General features: G+C 64.9%; 13 protein-coding genes. 8 read left to right on the top strand and 5 right to left on the bottom strand.

Annotated elements, in window-relative coordinates; all coding sequences use genetic code 11:
* The first annotated feature begins 20 nt into the window (after positions 1–20).
* The 3 genes from N5P29_RS06860 (at position 21) to N5P29_RS06850 (ending at position 1998) form a co-directional block, all read left to right on the top strand.
* Positions 21–887, top strand: a complete 867-nt coding sequence (locus tag N5P29_RS06860) for an FAD-dependent oxidoreductase (RefSeq protein ID WP_262277872.1) — start codon at positions 21–23, stop codon at positions 885–887.
* Positions 888–1024: 137 nt separating this feature from the next.
* The gene (gene deoC / locus N5P29_RS06855; RefSeq protein ID WP_262277871.1) at positions 1025–1717 is read left to right on the top strand and encodes a deoxyribose-phosphate aldolase; all 693 of its coding nucleotides are present in this window, start codon (positions 1025–1027) and stop codon (positions 1715–1717) included.
* 53 nt (positions 1718–1770) lie between these two features.
* Complete coding sequence (locus N5P29_RS06850) at positions 1771–1998, top strand: hypothetical protein (RefSeq protein ID WP_262277870.1); 228 nt, start codon at positions 1771–1773, stop codon at positions 1996–1998.
* A 76-nt stretch (positions 1999–2074) separates the two neighbouring features.
* On the opposite strand, the gene N5P29_RS06845 is transcribed toward N5P29_RS06850, so the two are convergent.
* On the bottom strand, positions 2075–2869 hold the full coding sequence (locus N5P29_RS06845; RefSeq protein WP_262277869.1) for a metal-dependent hydrolase: 795 nt from the start codon (positions 2867–2869) through the stop codon (positions 2075–2077).
* Positions 2870–2873: 4 nt separating this feature from the next.
* Positions 2874–6506: a transcription-repair coupling factor gene (gene mfd, locus N5P29_RS06840; protein ID WP_262277868.1), complete on the bottom strand. Its 3633-nt coding sequence runs from the start codon at positions 6504–6506 to the stop codon at positions 2874–2876.
* Between the two features lie 108 nt (positions 6507–6614).
* On the opposite strand from mfd, the gene N5P29_RS06835 reads away from it, so the two are divergent.
* The 5 genes from N5P29_RS06835 (at position 6615) to nhaA (ending at position 11813) form a co-directional block, all read left to right on the top strand.
* Positions 6615–8144 (top strand): SDR family oxidoreductase, encoded by a 1530-nt coding sequence (locus N5P29_RS06835; RefSeq protein ID WP_262277867.1) that lies wholly within the window; start codon positions 6615–6617, stop codon positions 8142–8144.
* 47 nt (positions 8145–8191) lie between these two features.
* The gene (locus N5P29_RS06830) at positions 8192–8689 is read left to right on the top strand and encodes a DUF2505 domain-containing protein (protein WP_262277866.1); all 498 of its coding nucleotides are present in this window, start codon (positions 8192–8194) and stop codon (positions 8687–8689) included.
* 1 nt (position 8690) lies between these two features.
* Positions 8691–8912 carry an SCO4848 family membrane protein gene (locus N5P29_RS06825; RefSeq protein ID WP_262277865.1) on the top strand — a complete coding sequence of 74 codons (222 nt, stop codon included), beginning with the start codon at positions 8691–8693 and terminating at the stop codon, positions 8910–8912.
* A 152-nt stretch (positions 8913–9064) separates the two neighbouring features.
* Positions 9065–10351 carry a DDE-type integrase/transposase/recombinase gene (locus tag N5P29_RS06820; RefSeq protein WP_262277864.1) on the top strand — a complete coding sequence of 429 codons (1287 nt, stop codon included), beginning with the start codon at positions 9065–9067 and terminating at the stop codon, positions 10349–10351.
* 172 nt (positions 10352–10523) lie between these two features.
* Positions 10524–11813 (top strand): Na+/H+ antiporter NhaA, encoded by a 1290-nt coding sequence (gene nhaA / locus N5P29_RS06815; RefSeq protein ID WP_262277863.1) that lies wholly within the window; start codon positions 10524–10526, stop codon positions 11811–11813.
* Here nhaA and sufU read toward each other — a convergent pair.
* The 3 genes from sufU to N5P29_RS06800 form a co-directional block, all read right to left on the bottom strand.
* The gene (gene sufU, locus N5P29_RS06810) at positions 11810–12280 is read right to left on the bottom strand and encodes a Fe-S cluster assembly sulfur transfer protein SufU (RefSeq protein WP_262277862.1); all 471 of its coding nucleotides are present in this window, start codon (positions 12278–12280) and stop codon (positions 11810–11812) included. The two genes, nhaA and sufU, sit on opposite strands and share 4 nt — an antisense overlap.
* A 37-nt stretch (positions 12281–12317) precedes the next feature.
* Complete coding sequence (locus tag N5P29_RS06805) at positions 12318–13643, bottom strand: aminotransferase class V-fold PLP-dependent enzyme (RefSeq protein WP_262277861.1); 1326 nt, start codon at positions 13641–13643, stop codon at positions 12318–12320.
* An 80-nt stretch (positions 13644–13723) separates the two neighbouring features.
* Positions 13724–16213 carry an AAA family ATPase gene (locus N5P29_RS06800; RefSeq protein ID WP_262277860.1) on the bottom strand — a complete coding sequence of 830 codons (2490 nt, stop codon included), beginning with the start codon at positions 16211–16213 and terminating at the stop codon, positions 13724–13726.
* Positions 16214–16472 lie beyond the last annotated feature (259 nt).

Raw genomic sequence — 16472 nt, 5'->3', positions numbered from 1 at the left:
CATCAGCGAAAGGGCCCACCATGTCCTCCACTTCCCTTCACATCGTCATCGCCGGAGCCGGCCCAGCAGCCCAGGCACTGGTACGGCGGCTGGCGGGCAGGACCGACAACCGTCAACAACCCTTCGCCGGGACCATCACCGTGCTCAGCAACCGCGATGACTGCCCGGACGCCCTCCTGGAACTGGCAGAACTGCCCCAGGTTTCCGTACGCTTCGGCCAGGCCGCGAGTTTCATCGACGCCGACTCCAAAGTGGTCACCACCGTGGACGGCATGGAGTTCACCTACGACCAATTGGTCATCGCCACAGGATCGGCCCCGGCCCTCCCACCGGCGGATGGTGCCGACTCGGTGCTGAGCTACTCCACCATCGACGACGCCGCCTTCATCGGGGAAGCCGTCAAGGACGTCACCCGCTCCGTCGGCCGCCGTCCCCTGGGGATTCTCGTCGGCAATGGTCCAGCAGCGGGCCAGGCCGAAGCAGTGCTGCGGGCACGCGGCATCCGTCCCGTCCGGACCACCCTCCGCCCCACGGCAGTGGTCGCCGCCGATTCGGCGGGTTCCGGGCAGGCACAGTCCGCCGCGGGCATCGTCTTCGAGGACGGCAGCAGCATGAAGGGTGACCTCGTGGTGCTGGCAGAGGAACGCACCGCACGCAACGACCTCGCTGAAAGTGCCGGGCTCGAAATAGCGTTCGACGGCGGAATCGCCGTGGGGCGCGACCTCGCCACCTCGGTCCCTGGCATATGGGCGATCGGCGATGCCGCGTCCTGCGACGGCCTGCGCCTGGGCCTGCTCCTCTCCGCCGAGTCCTCGGCAATGCTGTGCGCCTCGGGCATGCTCCTGGGCTCGGCGGGAAGCGGGATCCAGACCGCAATGGCTGCCTGATTGCCGTCTGCCCTGGCCAGCCTGAGCACCCCGGGAAGGCCAGGGCAGACCCGCAGCGGTGTGGCAAGATGGTCCTTTGACGGGCAGTGACAACCCTGCGGCCACCGGGCCGGCCACGCCCTGCACGGAAGGATCCCATGAGCAACGAAGCCGTCGCCCCTGCAAACATTGCGTCCTACATCGACCACACACTTTTGAAGCCGGAGGCCAGCGAGGCCGACATCCTCAAGGTGTGCGCGGAGGCCGTTGAGTACAAGTTCAAGTCCGTTTGCGTGAACCCTGTGTGGGTCAAGACCGTCGCCAAAGCACTCCGGGGTTCGGGAGTGCTGACGTGTTCGGTGATCGGCTTCCCGCTTGGGGCAACGCCGACCGACGTCAAGAGCTTCGAGGCCCGCGGCGCCGTGCTCGACGGCGCCAACGAGATCGACATGGTGATCAATATGGCCTCGGCCCGTGCCAATGACAAGGGCGCTTTGGTTGATGACATCCGCGCCGTGGCAGAAACCGTGCACGCCGGCGAAGCCATCCTGAAAGTCATCATTGAGACCTCCATGCTCACGGACGAACAAAAAGTCATCGCCTGCGAAGCAGCCGTTGAGGCCGGCGCAGACTTCGTCAAGACCTCCACCGGATTCAACGGTGGCGGTGCCACTGTCGAAGATGTTGCCTTGATGCGCAAGACCGTAGGCCCGGAGCTCGGCGTCAAAGCCTCCGGCGGCGTGCGGTCCCTGGCCGACGCACAGGCTATGATTGCTGCTGGTGCAACACGTATCGGAGCGAGTTCCGGAATTGCCATCGTCAAGGGTGAACAGGGTTCATCTGCCTACTGAGGCTTCCGCAACTGCCAGAGATTTTTGAGCCCTGCGGGGCCGAGGAGGAATGAATGTCCAAGAACGCCACAAGTGCCCCCATTGAAAAAGAGAACAATCTCGGCACGAGCATTGTCCTGTTCCTGGTCATGATCGTGCTCTTCCTGGGCGCCATCTACTCGCTCTCGTTCCTGAGTCTTGACAACCCGTGGCCGATGGCCGTGTGCCTGGGCCTCTTCGCCCTGGCCTTCTGGATCCCCCAGACCATCCTCGGCCGCTCGGACTCCGCCGGCGAAAACTAAAGCCTGAAAGCAACGCGGGGTCACTTACGGCCCATAATCCCCTCGGGATGGGCCGTAAGTGACCCCGCGTTGCTCTTTAAAGCGCCAACGCCGCCAGGAACGCCGGCCAGTGCAGTTGAGCCAGCGTCCAGGCCGCGGCCCCCATGCCCACCATCGCGTAGCCACTGACCGGAATCAGCACCAGCCATTCGCGTCGGGATCCGGCACGGCCCAGCAGTGGCAGGGAAAAGGCCCCGTTCGCCCGCCAGATCCCACTCACCAGCGACTTCCGCAGGAACTTCGGCGGTTTGATGACGATCGGCCACAACAAGGGCACGCCGCCCACTGTGATCATGTCCCCCACGATATGAACCACCACGCCCGTGAGCATGGACAACGGAAGCCACCCCCACTGGTCCGGGGCGAACCAGGTCACCAAGCCGGCCATGGCCAGGGCAAAGAGCCAGTTGGTGATCCACCCCGACTTTGGGAACAGATTCAGCGCCTTGGCAGCCAGGTTGATCATGAACATACACAGCAGGCCCGCGCCAATGGAGAGCTTGCCCACCGGTGTCATCATCTGGAACTGCGCTGCCATCGCGGCAAGCACCACGAACGCCGAGGCCCCCAGCAGCGAATGAGTACCCTGCCGGTGTCCGCCGCTGGCCTTTTCAATCCCCACGGCGATCACATTGGACAGGGGCGGCAGCGAGTTCGCGATGGTGCTGTGCCGGTGGTCCCAGTCGCACACGAGCGCAGTTCCCGCCGTCGCCATCGCTCCGATGAGGATGCCGGTGGCATCCAAGGGGTACCAGCCCAGGGCGTACGGGCCGGTCGAGGCAATAGCTATCCACGCCGCGGCTCCCGACGCGGCGTGGTGTCCTCCCATCATTCGCTTAGCCTGCCTTTACAGGCACATCGGCGAAAATCGCTTCAATGACGTTGTTGGCCCATTGCAGGATTTCGGCATCCTGGAGATCGCGTCCGCCGATCCTGGCGGTCTTGGGCTTGGGAATCAGCACGGCGTCCAGGGCAGGCTTGACCTGCGAGCCCGGGTACATGCGGTTCAGGCGCATGGTTTTGGATTCGGGCAGTTGCGCCGGCGAGAAGCGGATGAAGTTGCCTTGGAGCGCGACGTCGGACAGGCCGGCTTCGCGGGCACCGACCCGGAAGCGGGCCACGGCAATGAGGTTCTGGGCAGGGAGCGGCGGCTCACCGTAGCGGTCCACGAGTTCTGCGAGGACTTCGTCGATCGCCTCGTAGGTGATGGCGGCGGCGAGCTTGCGGTAGGCCTCCAGGCGCAGCCTCTCCCCCGGCACGTAGTCGTGCGGAAGATGGGCGTTGACGGGCAGCTCGATCTTCATCTCGGCAGCCTTCTCCTCCGCCTCACCGCGGTACTCGGCCACAGCCTCGCCCACCAGCCGGATGTAAAGGTCGAAGCCGACGCCTTGGATATGGCCTGACTGCTCTCCGCCCAGCAGGTTGCCCGCGCCACGGATTTCAAGGTCCTTCATGGCCAGCTGCATGCCCGCACCGAGCTCATTGTGCGCTGCCACTGCCTTGAGGCGCTCCAAAGCCACCTCGCCCAGGGGCTTTTCCGAGGGGTAAAGGAAGTAGGCGTAGGCACGTTCGCGGCCACGGCCAACACGGCCACGGAGCTGGTGCAACTGCGAGAGGCCGTACTTGTCTGCTCCGTCCACGATCAAAGTGTTGGCATTGGAAATGTCCAGGCCGGTCTCAATGATGGTGGTGCAGACCAGGACGTCGAAGCGCTTCTCCCAGAAGTCCACAATGATCTTCTCCAGGCGGCTCTCGGACATCTGCCCGTGCGCCACCTCCACCCGCGCTTCAGGGACAAGCTCCCGGATCTGGGCAGCGATGCGCTCGATCGAGGACACGCGGTTGTGGACGAAGAACACCTGGCCCTCGCGCATGAGCTCGCGGCGGATCGCTGCCGAGGTCTGCTTGTTGGTGAAGGGGCCCACGTACGTCAGCACAGGGTGTCGTTCTTCAGGTGGTGTGGCCAGCGTTGAGGTTTCCCGGATGCCGGTGAGCGACATTTCCAGGGTTCGCGGGATCGGCGTGGCGCTCATGGCCAGGACGTCGACGTTGGTGCGCATCTTCTTGAGCGCTTCCTTGTGTTCGACGCCGAAGCGCTGTTCCTCGTCCACAATGACCAGGCCAAGGTCCTTGAACTCAAAGTCCTTGGACAATAGCCGGTGCGTTCCGATCACGACGTCCACGGCGCCACTCTTGACGCCTTCGGCAGTCTCCTTGGCCTCCTTGGACGTCTGGAAACGGGACAGCGGCTTCACGCGCAGCGGGAACCCGGAGAAACGTTCGGTGAAGGTTTCGTAGTGCTGCTGGGCCAACAGCGTGGTGGGCACAAGAACGGCTACCTGCTTGCCATCCTGGACTGCCTTGAACGCAGCCCGGACAGCGATCTCGGTCTTGCCGTAGCCCACATCGCCGGAGACCAGCCGGTCCATGGGGATCTCGCGTTCCATGTCGGCTTTGACCTCGTTGATGGTGGTCAGCTGATCGGGCGTCTCCACGTACGGGAAGGCTTCCTCCAGCTCGCGCTGCCAGGGGGTGTCCGGGGCGAAGGCGTGCCCGCGGGATGCCATGCGGGCCGAGTACAGACGGATCAACTCGCCGGCGATTTCCTTGACGGCTTTGCGGGCCTTGGACTTGGTGCTGGCCCAGTCCGCGCCGCCCATCTTACTCAAAGCGGGTGTGTCCCCACCGACGTAGCGGGTCACTTGGTCCAACTGGTCCGTGGGCACGAAGAGACGGTCTCCCGGGGCGCCGCGCTTGGACGGTGCATACTCGAGCACCAGGTACTCGCGCAGTCCGGCATCGGACGACGACGTCCCGGTCACCTTGCGCTGGATGAGCTCCACGAACCTGCCGATGCCGTGCTGCTCGTGAACCACGAAGTCCCCGGCGTGCAGCTGCAACGGATCAACGGCGTTGCGCCGCTTGGAGGGCATACGCCGCATGTCCTTCGTGGAACTGGCCGAGGCCCGTCCCAGGAGGTCCGCCTCCGTCAACAGCCCCAGTTTGAGTCCGTCCAGGACAAAGCCACGGCCGACGGCGGCAGTGGTCACCTCGATGATGCCCGGTTGGGGTTCCTCATCCAGGGACTCAACGCGGGAACACGGAATCTCTGCGTCGTGGAACAGCTCGGCCAGCCGCTGGGCGGGACCGGGGCCATCGGTCACCACTACCACGCGCCAATGATCGCGGACGCGGGAGCCGATGAACTCGAGCATTTCAGCGACGTCGCCCTGGTAGCCGCGGGGTTCGCGGGCACGCATGTTGAGGACGTCAATGTCCAGGACAAGGTCCTCGTCCGAGGCAAGGGAGGTGATGGACCACCACGAAACGCCGTGTTCCAGCGCAGCGGAGCGGGTATCCGTCAGCGAGCGGAAACTGGCGGCATGCAGGTCTGTTGAAGCCTGGGACGACAGATCCAGTGGCGCCGCACCGCCGTCAGACGCTGTTGACCAGGCCGCTTCCAGAAACTCTTCATTGGTGGCCGCGAGGTCGTGCGCACGGGTGCGTACCTTCTCGGGCTCGATGACAACCGAGAGCGATCCGGCAGGGAGCTGGTCCACGAACGGGACCATGGCATCAACCAGCACGGGGGCCAGGGATTCCATGCCCTCAACAGCGATGCCACCGGCGATCTTCTCCAGCATGTCTGCTGCGGCGGGCATGTCGGCCTTCAGCTTGGCGGCGCGGGACATCACGGAGGGGGTGATGAGGATTTCCCGGCACGGAGGGGCGTGCAGTTCCGTGGGGTGGTGGATCCCTGGAGCGGTCAGGGAACGCTGGTCGGCTACGGCGAACCAGCGCATCTGATCCACCTCGTCGCCAAAGAACTCCACACGGATGGGGTGGTCCTCGGTGGGCGGGAAGACGTCAAGGATGCCACCGCGGACGGCGAATTCACCACGATGGGTCACCATGTCCACGCGGGCGTAGGCGGCATCGGACAGGGCGCGCACGACCTCGCTGAAGGACCGCTCCTGCCCCACCTGCAACGTCACCGGCACCAGATCGCCCAAGCCGTCCACAATGGGCTGGACCACGGCGCGAACGGGAGCCACCACAACGCGCAACGGGGCCGCCGTCGAGGTTTCCGGGTGGGTCAGGCGGCGCAGCACGGAAAGCCGCCGGCCCACGGTGTCGGAGCGCGGCGAAAGCCGTTCGTGCGGGAGGGTTTCCCAGCTCGGGAAAGCATCAACGGAGTCCGCGGGGAGATAGGAGCACAGGGCGGCTGTGAGGTCCTCGGCTTCCCTGCCCGTCGCGGTGACAGCGAGGACCACCGGCGCGCCGCCACCATCGGCAGCGGCATCGGCCAGGGCATCTGCCATTTCGGCGATCAGGACGGCCCGCATGCCGGTCGGGGCGCTGATCTGGTAGTCGGTGTTCCGGTCGCTGAAGGGCCGCTGCGCCTCTGTACGAACGCGCGCAAAAGTCTTGTCCTCCGCCAGTGCGCGGCGCAGACCGTTGAGGCTCATGGCAGAAACTCCTAGGGTGGGTCCAAGGGCAGGCAACACAAATGCCCGGAAATTCAGAAGAATGCCGGGTCATTCCAGCCTACCTCCACCCCAGCCCCAGGAGTTCCTTTGCAGCCTTCGCAAGCTTCGCATTCCAACACCCCGCACGACACCAAGACGGTGCTGGTGACCGGCGCCACAGGTTATATCGGTGGCCGGCTGGTCCCGCGCCTCCTTGAAGCCGGTCATCGCGTGAAAGTCCTGGTCCGTACGCCCCAAAAGATCGCCGACGTGCCGTGGCATGACGACGTCGAGATCATTGAAAACAGCCTGTCCGACGCCGACGGCCTCACCGAGGCGCTCCAGGGCGTGGACGTCCTGTACTACCTGGTTCATTCCATGGCCTCAGGCAGTGGCTTCGAATCCAAGGAAGAAGCCATGGCCCGCTTGGTCGCCAAGGCAGCGACGGAGGCCGGCGTCGACAGGATCGTCTACCTCGGCGGACTGCACCCGGAGAACACGCAACTTTCCACGCACATGCGCTCCCGCGAGACCGTGGGCAAGGTGTTCCTGGAGTCGGCAGTGGACTCGATTGTGTTCCAGGCCGGAGTGGTGATCGGTTCGGGCTCAGCGTCCTTCGAGATGATCCGGCACCTGGCGGACACGCTCCCGGTCATGCCCGCGCCGAGCTGGGTTAATAACCGGATCGAAGCCATCGCGGTAAGGGACGTGCTGCATTATCTGGTGGCTGCTGCAACCCTTCCCGCAGGCCTCAACAGGAGCTTCGACATCGGTTCCCGGGACGTCCTTAAGTACAAGGAGATGATGAACGAATACGCGCTCGAACGCGGGCTCCCCCGACGGCTGGTCATCGCTCTTCCCGTCCCCGCACCCAAGCTGGCTGGCTTGTGGGTCGCTCTGGTCACGCCCATCCCGTTGTCCATGTCCCTGCCGCTGGTTCAGTCACTGCAGCATGACGCCGTGTCGCGGGAGCACGACGTCGACCGTTACATCAAGCAGCCCGACGGCGGCCTGACCCCCTACCGCCGCGCCGTCGCCCTGGCGCTGGGCAAGGAACGGGACGGCCAGGTGGAGACGACCTGGGCCAATGCGGGCATCGACGCCGATCCCCTGCCCAGTGACCCCGACTGGGCCGGCTACAAAGTGTTCCTGGACGAGAGGACCTTCCACAGCGAAGCCAAGCCGGAACACGTGTGGGCCATCATCGAGGGCATCGGCGGCAAGAACGGCTGGTACTCGATGCCCTTGGCCTGGAAGGTGCGCGGTTGGCTGGACAAGCTGCAGGGCGGAGCGGGACTCTTGCGGGGCCGCCGCCACCCGAAGACGCTGAACACGGGCGAGGTTGTGGACTGGTGGCGGGTCGAAGCCATCGACCGAGGCCACTTGCTGCGGCTGCGGGCCGAAATGCGCGCTCCCGGCGGCGCCTGGCTGGAGTTGGCTGTGGAGCCCGACGGCGACGGGAGCCTCTATAAGCAACGCGCCATTTTCTTCCCGCGAGGCTTGGCTGGCCGGCTCTACTGGTTGGGCGTGTACCCGTTCCACGGGTTCATCTTTCCCTCGATGGCCCGCAACATCTCAGCGGCTGCAACAGAGCTCCAGGACGAAGCGCGTTCCAGTGAGTCCGCCCGGACCCCGTAGGATGTTGGGAGCTAAAAAGCTTCACCACCACCATCCACGGAGGACCCATGGCCCTGAGTGCATCCACCACCCTGCCCCACAGCGTTGACCGCGTAGCGGCCGTCTTTGTCGACGAGGATTTCCTGCGCCACACGAGCGAATACGTGGGCGGCTCATTGGAATCGTTCGCCGTCGACGGCGATACCGCCGGTGCCTTCACCACCACCACGGTCCGCACGCTGCCCACCACCCGCCTGCCGGAGATCGCCCGCAAGTTCGTTGGCGAAACCCTGAAGGTAACGCAGACCGAGGAGTGGGAAGCCCCCTCTGCCGACGGTTCACGCGCCAGCAAGATCGCCCTGAAGATCGCCGGCGCCCCGCTGGATGTCACCGCCGTCCAGCGCCTCGTCGCTGAGGGCGGCAGCACCCGCATCGAGCTCGAAGGCAACGTGACGTCTTCGGTTCCGTTCCTGGGCGGAAAGATCGCGGACGCTGCCGAGCCCATGGTGGGCAAGGCCCTGGGCATCCAGTCGCAGCAGGCCCAGGCCTGGCTCGAAAGCCACTAGCATGCAGATTCCCGCGATCCTTGCGGTCATCCTGATCGGGGCCGGCATCTGGTCGCTGGCCGTGTGGCCGCAGTTCCTCAAGCGCGTCATGAAGGACCCCCGGGCCCGCGACGCCGCAGGCAGGGCCACCAAGTTCCTGACGGTCCACGTCGTTCTGGTTACCATCTCCATGGTGCTGGGACTCGCGACGGCGGTCATTGGAATCGCGGGCCTCGTCGCCTGAGTTTCACCCAACTGCGGGACAGTAAACGCATTAATGAGCCCTCATTGGAGCTGTGGAGTCTCATGACTTAATGGACAGTTCTGTCTCATGACTTCGTAGACACTCTGTCTCAGGACATCGTGGACATTTGTCGGGCGGGTTTGCTGCTGTCCATGAGTAAATCCCAGCCCGACATCAAGATCCGGCATGCTGTGGCAACGTGGTCCGAGGATTCGCCCAGGGGCGCGGTTACAGCGTTCTGCAGGAAGCACAATGTCTCCCGGGCCTGGTTTTACCGGGTCCGGGCGGCCGCTTCGGAGGTCGGGCCAGTGAAAGCGCTGGAGAAGAAACCCACGGTCCCGAAGACCATGCCCACTGTCACGGAGCCGGCCATGATCGAGCTGCTGCTCGATACTCGAGCAGACCTCCAGGACAGGGGCCTCGATCACGGCCCGCTCTCCGTCATCGCCAAGCTCTCCAGGATGGGTCTGAAGCCGCCGTCGCGAGCCACCGTGGCCAGGATCTTTGTCCGGGCCGGAATGGTCGTGCCCGAGCCTCGGAAGAAGCCACGGAGCGCGTACAAACGCTTCGTCTATCCGCAACCGAACGCGTGCTGGCAGATCGACTCGACCGAGTGGCAGCTCGCCGGCGGTAAGAAAGTGGCGATCTTCCAACTCATAGATGACCATTCGCGTCTGGCCCTGGCGTCCTTGGTCGCGACCGGGGAAACCAGTGCTGCCGCTATCGCCGTCGTCACGCAGGCGATCGACCGCCACGGAACGCCACAGAGATTCCTCTCTGACAACGGCACGGCACTGAATCCCACCCGTCGCGGGCGCTCCGGGGCTCTGGTGGAGTTCCTCAAAGCCCTGGGTGTCGAACCGATCACGGGCAAACCCTACAAACCCACCACCCAAGGCAAGAACGAACGCTTCCATCAGACCTTGCACCGATACCTGCACCGGCAGCCACCGGCGTCCACCATGACCGCACTTCAGGCCCAAGTGGACGCCTTCGACCTGTATTACAACAACGAACGCGAACATCAGGGCCTGCCAGCAGGAATGACACCAATCGAAGCATGGAACGCCACACCCAAAACACCCCCACCGCTCACCCCTGCACCCGTTTCACCCTGCCGGGAACGGCAGAGCGCGCAACGAACAGTGAACCGAAACGGATCCGTGACGATCCTCGGAACCCATTTCAAGCTAGGCAAAGAACACATCGGCACCATCGTGCACGTCCTCTACGACGACGCCGACATCATGTTCTTCGGAGCACAAGGCACCGAGATCATCACTCACCCCCGGCCACCGCAAGGAACCCGGTACGTCGGCAACGGTAAACCCTCGGGAGTCGCCGCCGACCCCCGAGGCGCCCGCAAGAAAAGAACCACCTACCCACAACTCAAACCCCGGAACCCCACACACCAGGACGAACTGTCTACACAGTCATGAGACACCAACTGTCTACGAAGTCCTGAGACATGAAGTGTCTACAAGGTCCTGAGACATGACAAGCCCTCATTGGAGCGTTTACTGTCCCCTAGTTGGGTAGGATGGACAGTGGTGTGCCGGGAAGTCTGGTCGGCGGAGTCTTAGTGATACCCCGAACCAGGCAAGGAACCCCATGGCCCAGCACTCACCACCCGTCTTCTCCCGCTCCAGCTACCCCGAGTACCGCCGGATCCTCTCGATCCTCCGCACCGAAACCGTTGGCGGCGCGCTCCTTCTGGCAGCCACAGTCGTTGCCCTCATCTGGGCCAACTCCCCCGCGGCAGCCGGCTACTTCGCCCTCCGCGACCTCAAGCTCGGTTACGAACCCTGGCACCTTGAGCTCAGCCTCGGCCACTGGGCATCCGACGGCCTGCTCGCAGTCTTCTTCTTCCTGGCCGGCCTGGAACTCAAGCGCGAATTCGTGGCCGGGGAGCTCCGCAAACCTGCCCGGGCAGTAGTCCCGGTGGCGGCCGCGATCGGCGGAGTCGCAGTCCCGGCGCTGATCTTCGTCCTGTTCAACCTCGGATCACCTGAAACCCTCAAGGGTTGGGCCATCCCCACGGCCACGGACATTGCCTTCGCCCTGGCAGTACTGGCGGTCATCAACACGCACCTGCCCGCTGCACTCCGGACGTTCCTGCTCACACTCGCCGTGGTGGATGACCTCATCGCGATCGGCATCATCGCCTTTTTCTATTCCACCGGACTCCAGCCGATCATGTTGCTGGCCGCCGCCGTACCGCTCGCCCTGTTCACGTTCCTGGTGCAAAAGCGGATCCGCAGCTGGTATCTCCTGGTGCCGCTGGCCTTGGCAACCTGGGGGTTCGTCCACGCCTCCGGCATCCACGCCACGGTGGCGGGCGTCCTGCTCGGTTTTGCCGTGCCGGTCTTCGCGAGCGGGAAGAAAGGCGAACCGGCCGAGGGTTTGGCCGAGCACTTCGAACACCGGCTCCGCCCCTTCTCAGCGGGGTTCGCTGTGCCTGTCTTCGCGTTCTTCTCAGCCGGCGTGGCCTTGGGCGGCCTGCAAGGAATGGGCGCGGCGCTCACGGACCCCGTGGCCCTGGGCATTGTTGCAGCCCTTGTGGTGGGCAAGGCTGTCGGTGTCTTCGGAACGACGTTCCTGGTCACCAAGACCACCCGCGCGAGCCTGGATTCGAGCATCGCCTGGATCGACCTTTTCGGCCTCGCCCTCCTGGCAGGCATCGGTTTCACGGTATCGCTGCTGATTGGCGAGCTGAGCTTCGGCGCCGGCTCGGCCCACAACGACCACGCCAAAGTGGCCATCCTGGCAGGTTCCCTGATTTCGGCGCTGCTGGCCGCCGTCGTACTTAGGGCCCGCAACCGGCGGTACCGGCAGGTGCAGTCCGATGAAGAACGGGACGACGACGGCGACGGCGTGCCTGACGTCTTCTCGCGCGCCTAGGCCTGGGGTACTTGGCTTGTGGTCGCCTGGTTGAGTGCGTCCTCAGCGGCGACCCAGGAGATCATGGCGCACTTGACGCGGGCCGCGTAACGGGCAACCCCCTCAAAGGCAGCGGCATCGCCCAGGATCTCCGGATCAGCCTGTACCTTCCCGCGTGAACGCAGGACCTCGCGGAAGTTCTCGATCACGGAGTGCAGTTCCGTAACGGACATGCCCTCCCCCAGCTCGCTCAGCACGGAAGCCGAAGCCATGGAGATGGAACAGCCCGCACCATCCCAGCTGATTTGTTTCACGGTCCCGTCGGCGACGGCCAACCGCAGGGTTACCTCGTCCCCGCAGACCGGGTTCAACTGGTGCGATTGGCCGGTAGCGGCTCCTGACGGTGCCTCAGTTCCGGCGAGGCCGCTGCCGTGCCGCTGCTTGGAGTGGTCAAGGATGATCTGCTGGTACAGCTGGTCAAGACTCATGGTGCCGACGCCCGTTTCTTCAAAAAAGTCGTTGTGGTCAGGCCTGGAAGTAGGCCCGTACTCCGGAGACGGCATCGAGGAAGGCATCGACGTCGTCCGTGGTGTTGTAAAGGTAGGTGCTCGCCCGGGTGGTGGCCGTCAGGCCGAGGCGGCGGTGGAGCGGCTGGGCGCAGTGGTGGCCGACCCGGACCGCGATGCCGCGGTCGTCAAGGAACTGCCCGACGTCGTGCGCGTGGACACCGGCGACGTCGAACGCTGCCAAGCCGATCCGCTCAGCACCTGACGCCGGACCAACAACACGGATGCCCTCAATGCTTTCAAGGCCCTTGACCAGGCGCTGGCCCAACGTCGCTTCCCAGGCGTGGATGCGGTCGATTCCGGTTTCGGACAAGTAGTTCACGGCGGTTGCGAGCGCCACGGCCTGGGAGATGCGCTGTGTTCCGGCCTCGAAGCGCTGGGGCGCGGGCAGGTACTCGGCGCGTTCCATGGTGACTGTGGTGATCATGGAACCACCGGTCAGGAACGGCGGCAGGACATCAAGAAGCTCCTGCTTGCCGTAGAGCACGCCGACGCCGGTAGGGGCAAGCATCTTGTGGCCGGAGAACACCGCAAAGTCGACATCGAGTTTCTTCACGTCAACGGCCATGTGGGGAACCGACTGGCAGGCATCCAGCACCACCAGCGCGCCTACGCGGCGTGCCATGGCGACGAGTTCGGCCACGGGATTGATGGTGCCCAGGACGTTCGAAGCCTGCGTGAAGGCTACAAGCCGGGTCCGGCTCCCAATGATCTCCGCTGCGGCATCGAGGCGCAGGGCACCGTCGTCGGTGATGGGGATGTACTTCAGCGTGGCACCGGTGCGGAACGCGAGCTCCTGCCACGGAATGAGGTTGGCGTGGTGTTCCATTTCGGTGACCACGATCTCGTCGCCGGGCCCGATGGCCAGGTCCTTCAAGCCGGAGTTGCCGCGGCCCTGCGCTGCCCACAAGGCTGCGTTGGACATGGCGTAGCTGATGAGGTTCAGGCCCTCGGTGGCGTTGGAGGTCCACACGGTTTCTTCATACCGGGCGCCGATGAAGTCCGCCACGGTCTGCCGGGCGTCCTCGAACGCCTCGGTCGCTTCGACGGCCAGGTGGTGCGCTCCGCGGTGCACGGCAGCGTTGCGTTGTTCGTAGAATTCCTGCTCGGCTTCGATGACGCTGAGCGGATTTTGCGAGGTGGCGCCGGAGTCGAGGTAGATCAGGGGCTTTCCGTTGACCAGCTGATCCAGCACCGGGAAGTCGTTCCGGATCCGCAACACCTCCGCGTTGTCCATGGCATGCACGGACTGTTGCAACGAGACGGGAGTTGATACGGCAGTCAAGGGGCGCTCCTTGGAAAATCCTTCAGGGACTCCCCATTATCCCACGCAGGGCACGATCGGGCGGTGTGCCGTTCAGCACGTCAGGCTCCTGGCCGCCCAGGGAGCCATCCCAGCGGCTGCACAGTCCCGCCGTCCAGGACGCTGCGAAGCCGCTCAGCCAGGGCGTCCGACCTGCGGGCGGCCGCTGTGCGAGAGCGGGCCCGGTACCCCAAGGCTGCCTTGGCGTAGCAAAGGGCGGCGTGGGCGAACTGCCGGTCGGCGGACAGCGAGCGCCCCGCCGCTTCCAATGCCCTCGGCGAAGCCTCCAGCAAGGCCCCGGCAAAAACCCGCAGGGCCGCCCCACCAGCACCCTCGACGGCGGTAGTTGCCGCTGCCAGGCGGCTCAGCACGGCATCGTCCACGACGGCGGTGCTGCTTGCGTTGAGCGCCAGGAGGGAGAGAGCCTCGGCTTCGAGCAACACCTTGCCCTGGCCATGGAACTGCCCCGCCAGCGCCGGTAGATGCGTCGCTGTGCCTGAGGCAACGTCCCGTGCTGCGGCGATGTAGAGGGTACTGAGCCAAGGCAGCAGGCCGTCGGTAGTCGGGTCGGCGGAAGCCCTGTTACCTTGGCGGATACTTCGTTTGGCCCTGGCCAAAGCCGCTCCAGGGTTGCCGCACACCGCTTCGCAGTAGGCCAGCAGGGCTTGGGCCACGGAGCGCACCGGCGGCAGGCCGGCGTCGGACAGTTCCGCCAGTACCGCCTCCAGGGTGACGCGCGCGGCCTCTGCGAAGCCTTGATTGAGCTGGACATAAGCCCGCGCTACTTCCGCGCACTCGGCCACGTGCCTCGGTACGTCGTAGGACGGATAGTCCAGGAGCGGACCCATGGCGTTCCAGCCAAGGTTGTAGCGCAAGCAGATTACGTGCCTGAGAAGCACACCGGCGCGGAACGTCTCCATGGACGGATCGTTGCCCACGGCGTCCATGGCCTGGGTGGAGCTCACCAGCGCCTGGGACGCCGCACCGGACAGGAGCAGCCGTTCGGCATCGCGTACATGCCGCGCGATCCGCGCGGCGGGGTCGTCCGCGCCGTCCCCTGCAGGCGCATCACCACGCACCGCACCCAGCAGCTCCAATGCCATCAGCCGATGACCGGCGTCGAGCTTCACCGCGTCTGTTCCTGCCACCGCCAAGCGCCGGAGGACCGGCGTGGCTTCGGCAATCCGGCCTTCGGCAATCAAAGCCCTCGCCCTGATCATTCCGGCTTGTTCCACGTGGTCCTGCCCCTTGACCGCAGCTGCCGCTTTGAGCACCAGTTCAGCGGAGGAGGGGCGGTCCGCGACCGGCGCGGCGGCCAGGAGAAGCTCATCGGCGAGGTCGAGCCCGCAGTCCAGGGTCCAGGTCATCCACCGCAGCATGCTCGGCGCTGTCTCGCGGGTGAGGCCGGGTTCCCCGATTTGTTGGTGGAGGGCAAGGCTACGGGACCGTGGCACAGCCAGCCTGGTAGCTTCACCCCACAACCATGAGCCCATGCGGACCATTGGACGCCAGCCAGGCATCAGCTTGATGTGACGCTCCGCCAGCAGGTTCTCCACGGCCTTCTGTCCGCAGTGGCGTTCCAGGGTCTCGAAGGCCACGGGCGCTGCCAGGGCGACCAGCTCCAGGGCGAGCCGCTCCTCGGCAGGGCGGACTTCGTTGTCGCCCTGGACGTGCTCCACAACGCGCGGCCAGTGGCAGTGCGCGCGCGTGTCAATCGTCCAATAGCCGTCCCGGCGCACCAGGAGCCCGGCGCTCCGTGCGTCCTCCACGGCGAGGCACAGGACAGCCACATTGAAACCACTCATCGCCGCAAGCAGGCTGCTGGCCCGTTGCTGGACATTCCCGTCTAGAAGGCCCACGCACACCGCATGCGCTTCCCTGAGAGTGAACGGCGGCAGGAGGTACTGCTCCATGAAGCCGTCTTCCCAAAGTTGATAGAGGTCCTGGGGCAATGGGCGACGGCTGTCAGCGGTGGCTACGAGTTTGGCACCGAATCCGGGAATGAGCTGCAGCAGAACCCCCAAGGACGCGGGGTCGACGTAGTGGATGTCGTCCACCAGGAGAACCAGCTGGGGTTTGGAGGATAGCTCGTGCCGTTTGCCGCGGCGGCGCAAGGCCGGCGCCACGTAGTGGTAGCTGGCCGGCCCCAGCGTGTTGGTGAGGGCACGAAGGACGTCGAGTCCGGGCAACGGGCCGTCACTTATCGCCGCAGCGGGGCCGGGTGCCGATAAGTAGCTGGTCGCCGCAGTGGCGCTCATTCCGGTTCCCGGCACTGTGGCGCCGGGAACCCCCTGGGCCAAGACCCCGTACTGGGTGGCATCAAGGCTGCCGGCGAAGGTGCGGACATCCATGGTTTGGGGGAGACCGGCCTTGAGCGAGAGCAGCAAGTGGCTTTTCCCGGACCCCCTTTCCCCTGCAACGACGATGCCGCTGGTGGAGGGGGAACGTACCGTGGAAAGAACCAGCTCCAACAATCGGGCCCTGTCGGGAAGCTGCGGGGATCCCAGCCTGGCTGTGACGGTATCTTCGACCAGCCAAGGGTCCGGCAGCATGCACACTCCAATTGCAGCAGTCCCATGTCCGGGAAGTTTGTGTTTGCGCGATTCGCGGTTTCCCTGGCCTAGAAGCCGGCGGCGGCTGGGGGGAGAGTCTCGGTCTCAGAAGACTCTGTCGCCGCCGGCTTCGTTCAGGGCCGGACCACCTTCCGGTGGCCGGGGCATCGGCTGAAGAGACCACCGATGCGATTGATGCGACTTTTGGAATCCCGGTGATGCTTGGGGCTGAACCGTTCTTCCAAGATCAATATTGCCG

The organism is Paenarthrobacter sp. JL.01a (genome assembly GCF_025452095.1).
Taxonomy (GTDB): domain Bacteria; phylum Actinomycetota; class Actinomycetes; order Actinomycetales; family Micrococcaceae; genus Arthrobacter.
The sequence above is the reverse complement of the archived record's forward strand: the minus strand, read 5'-3'. Positions and strand labels throughout refer to the sequence as shown.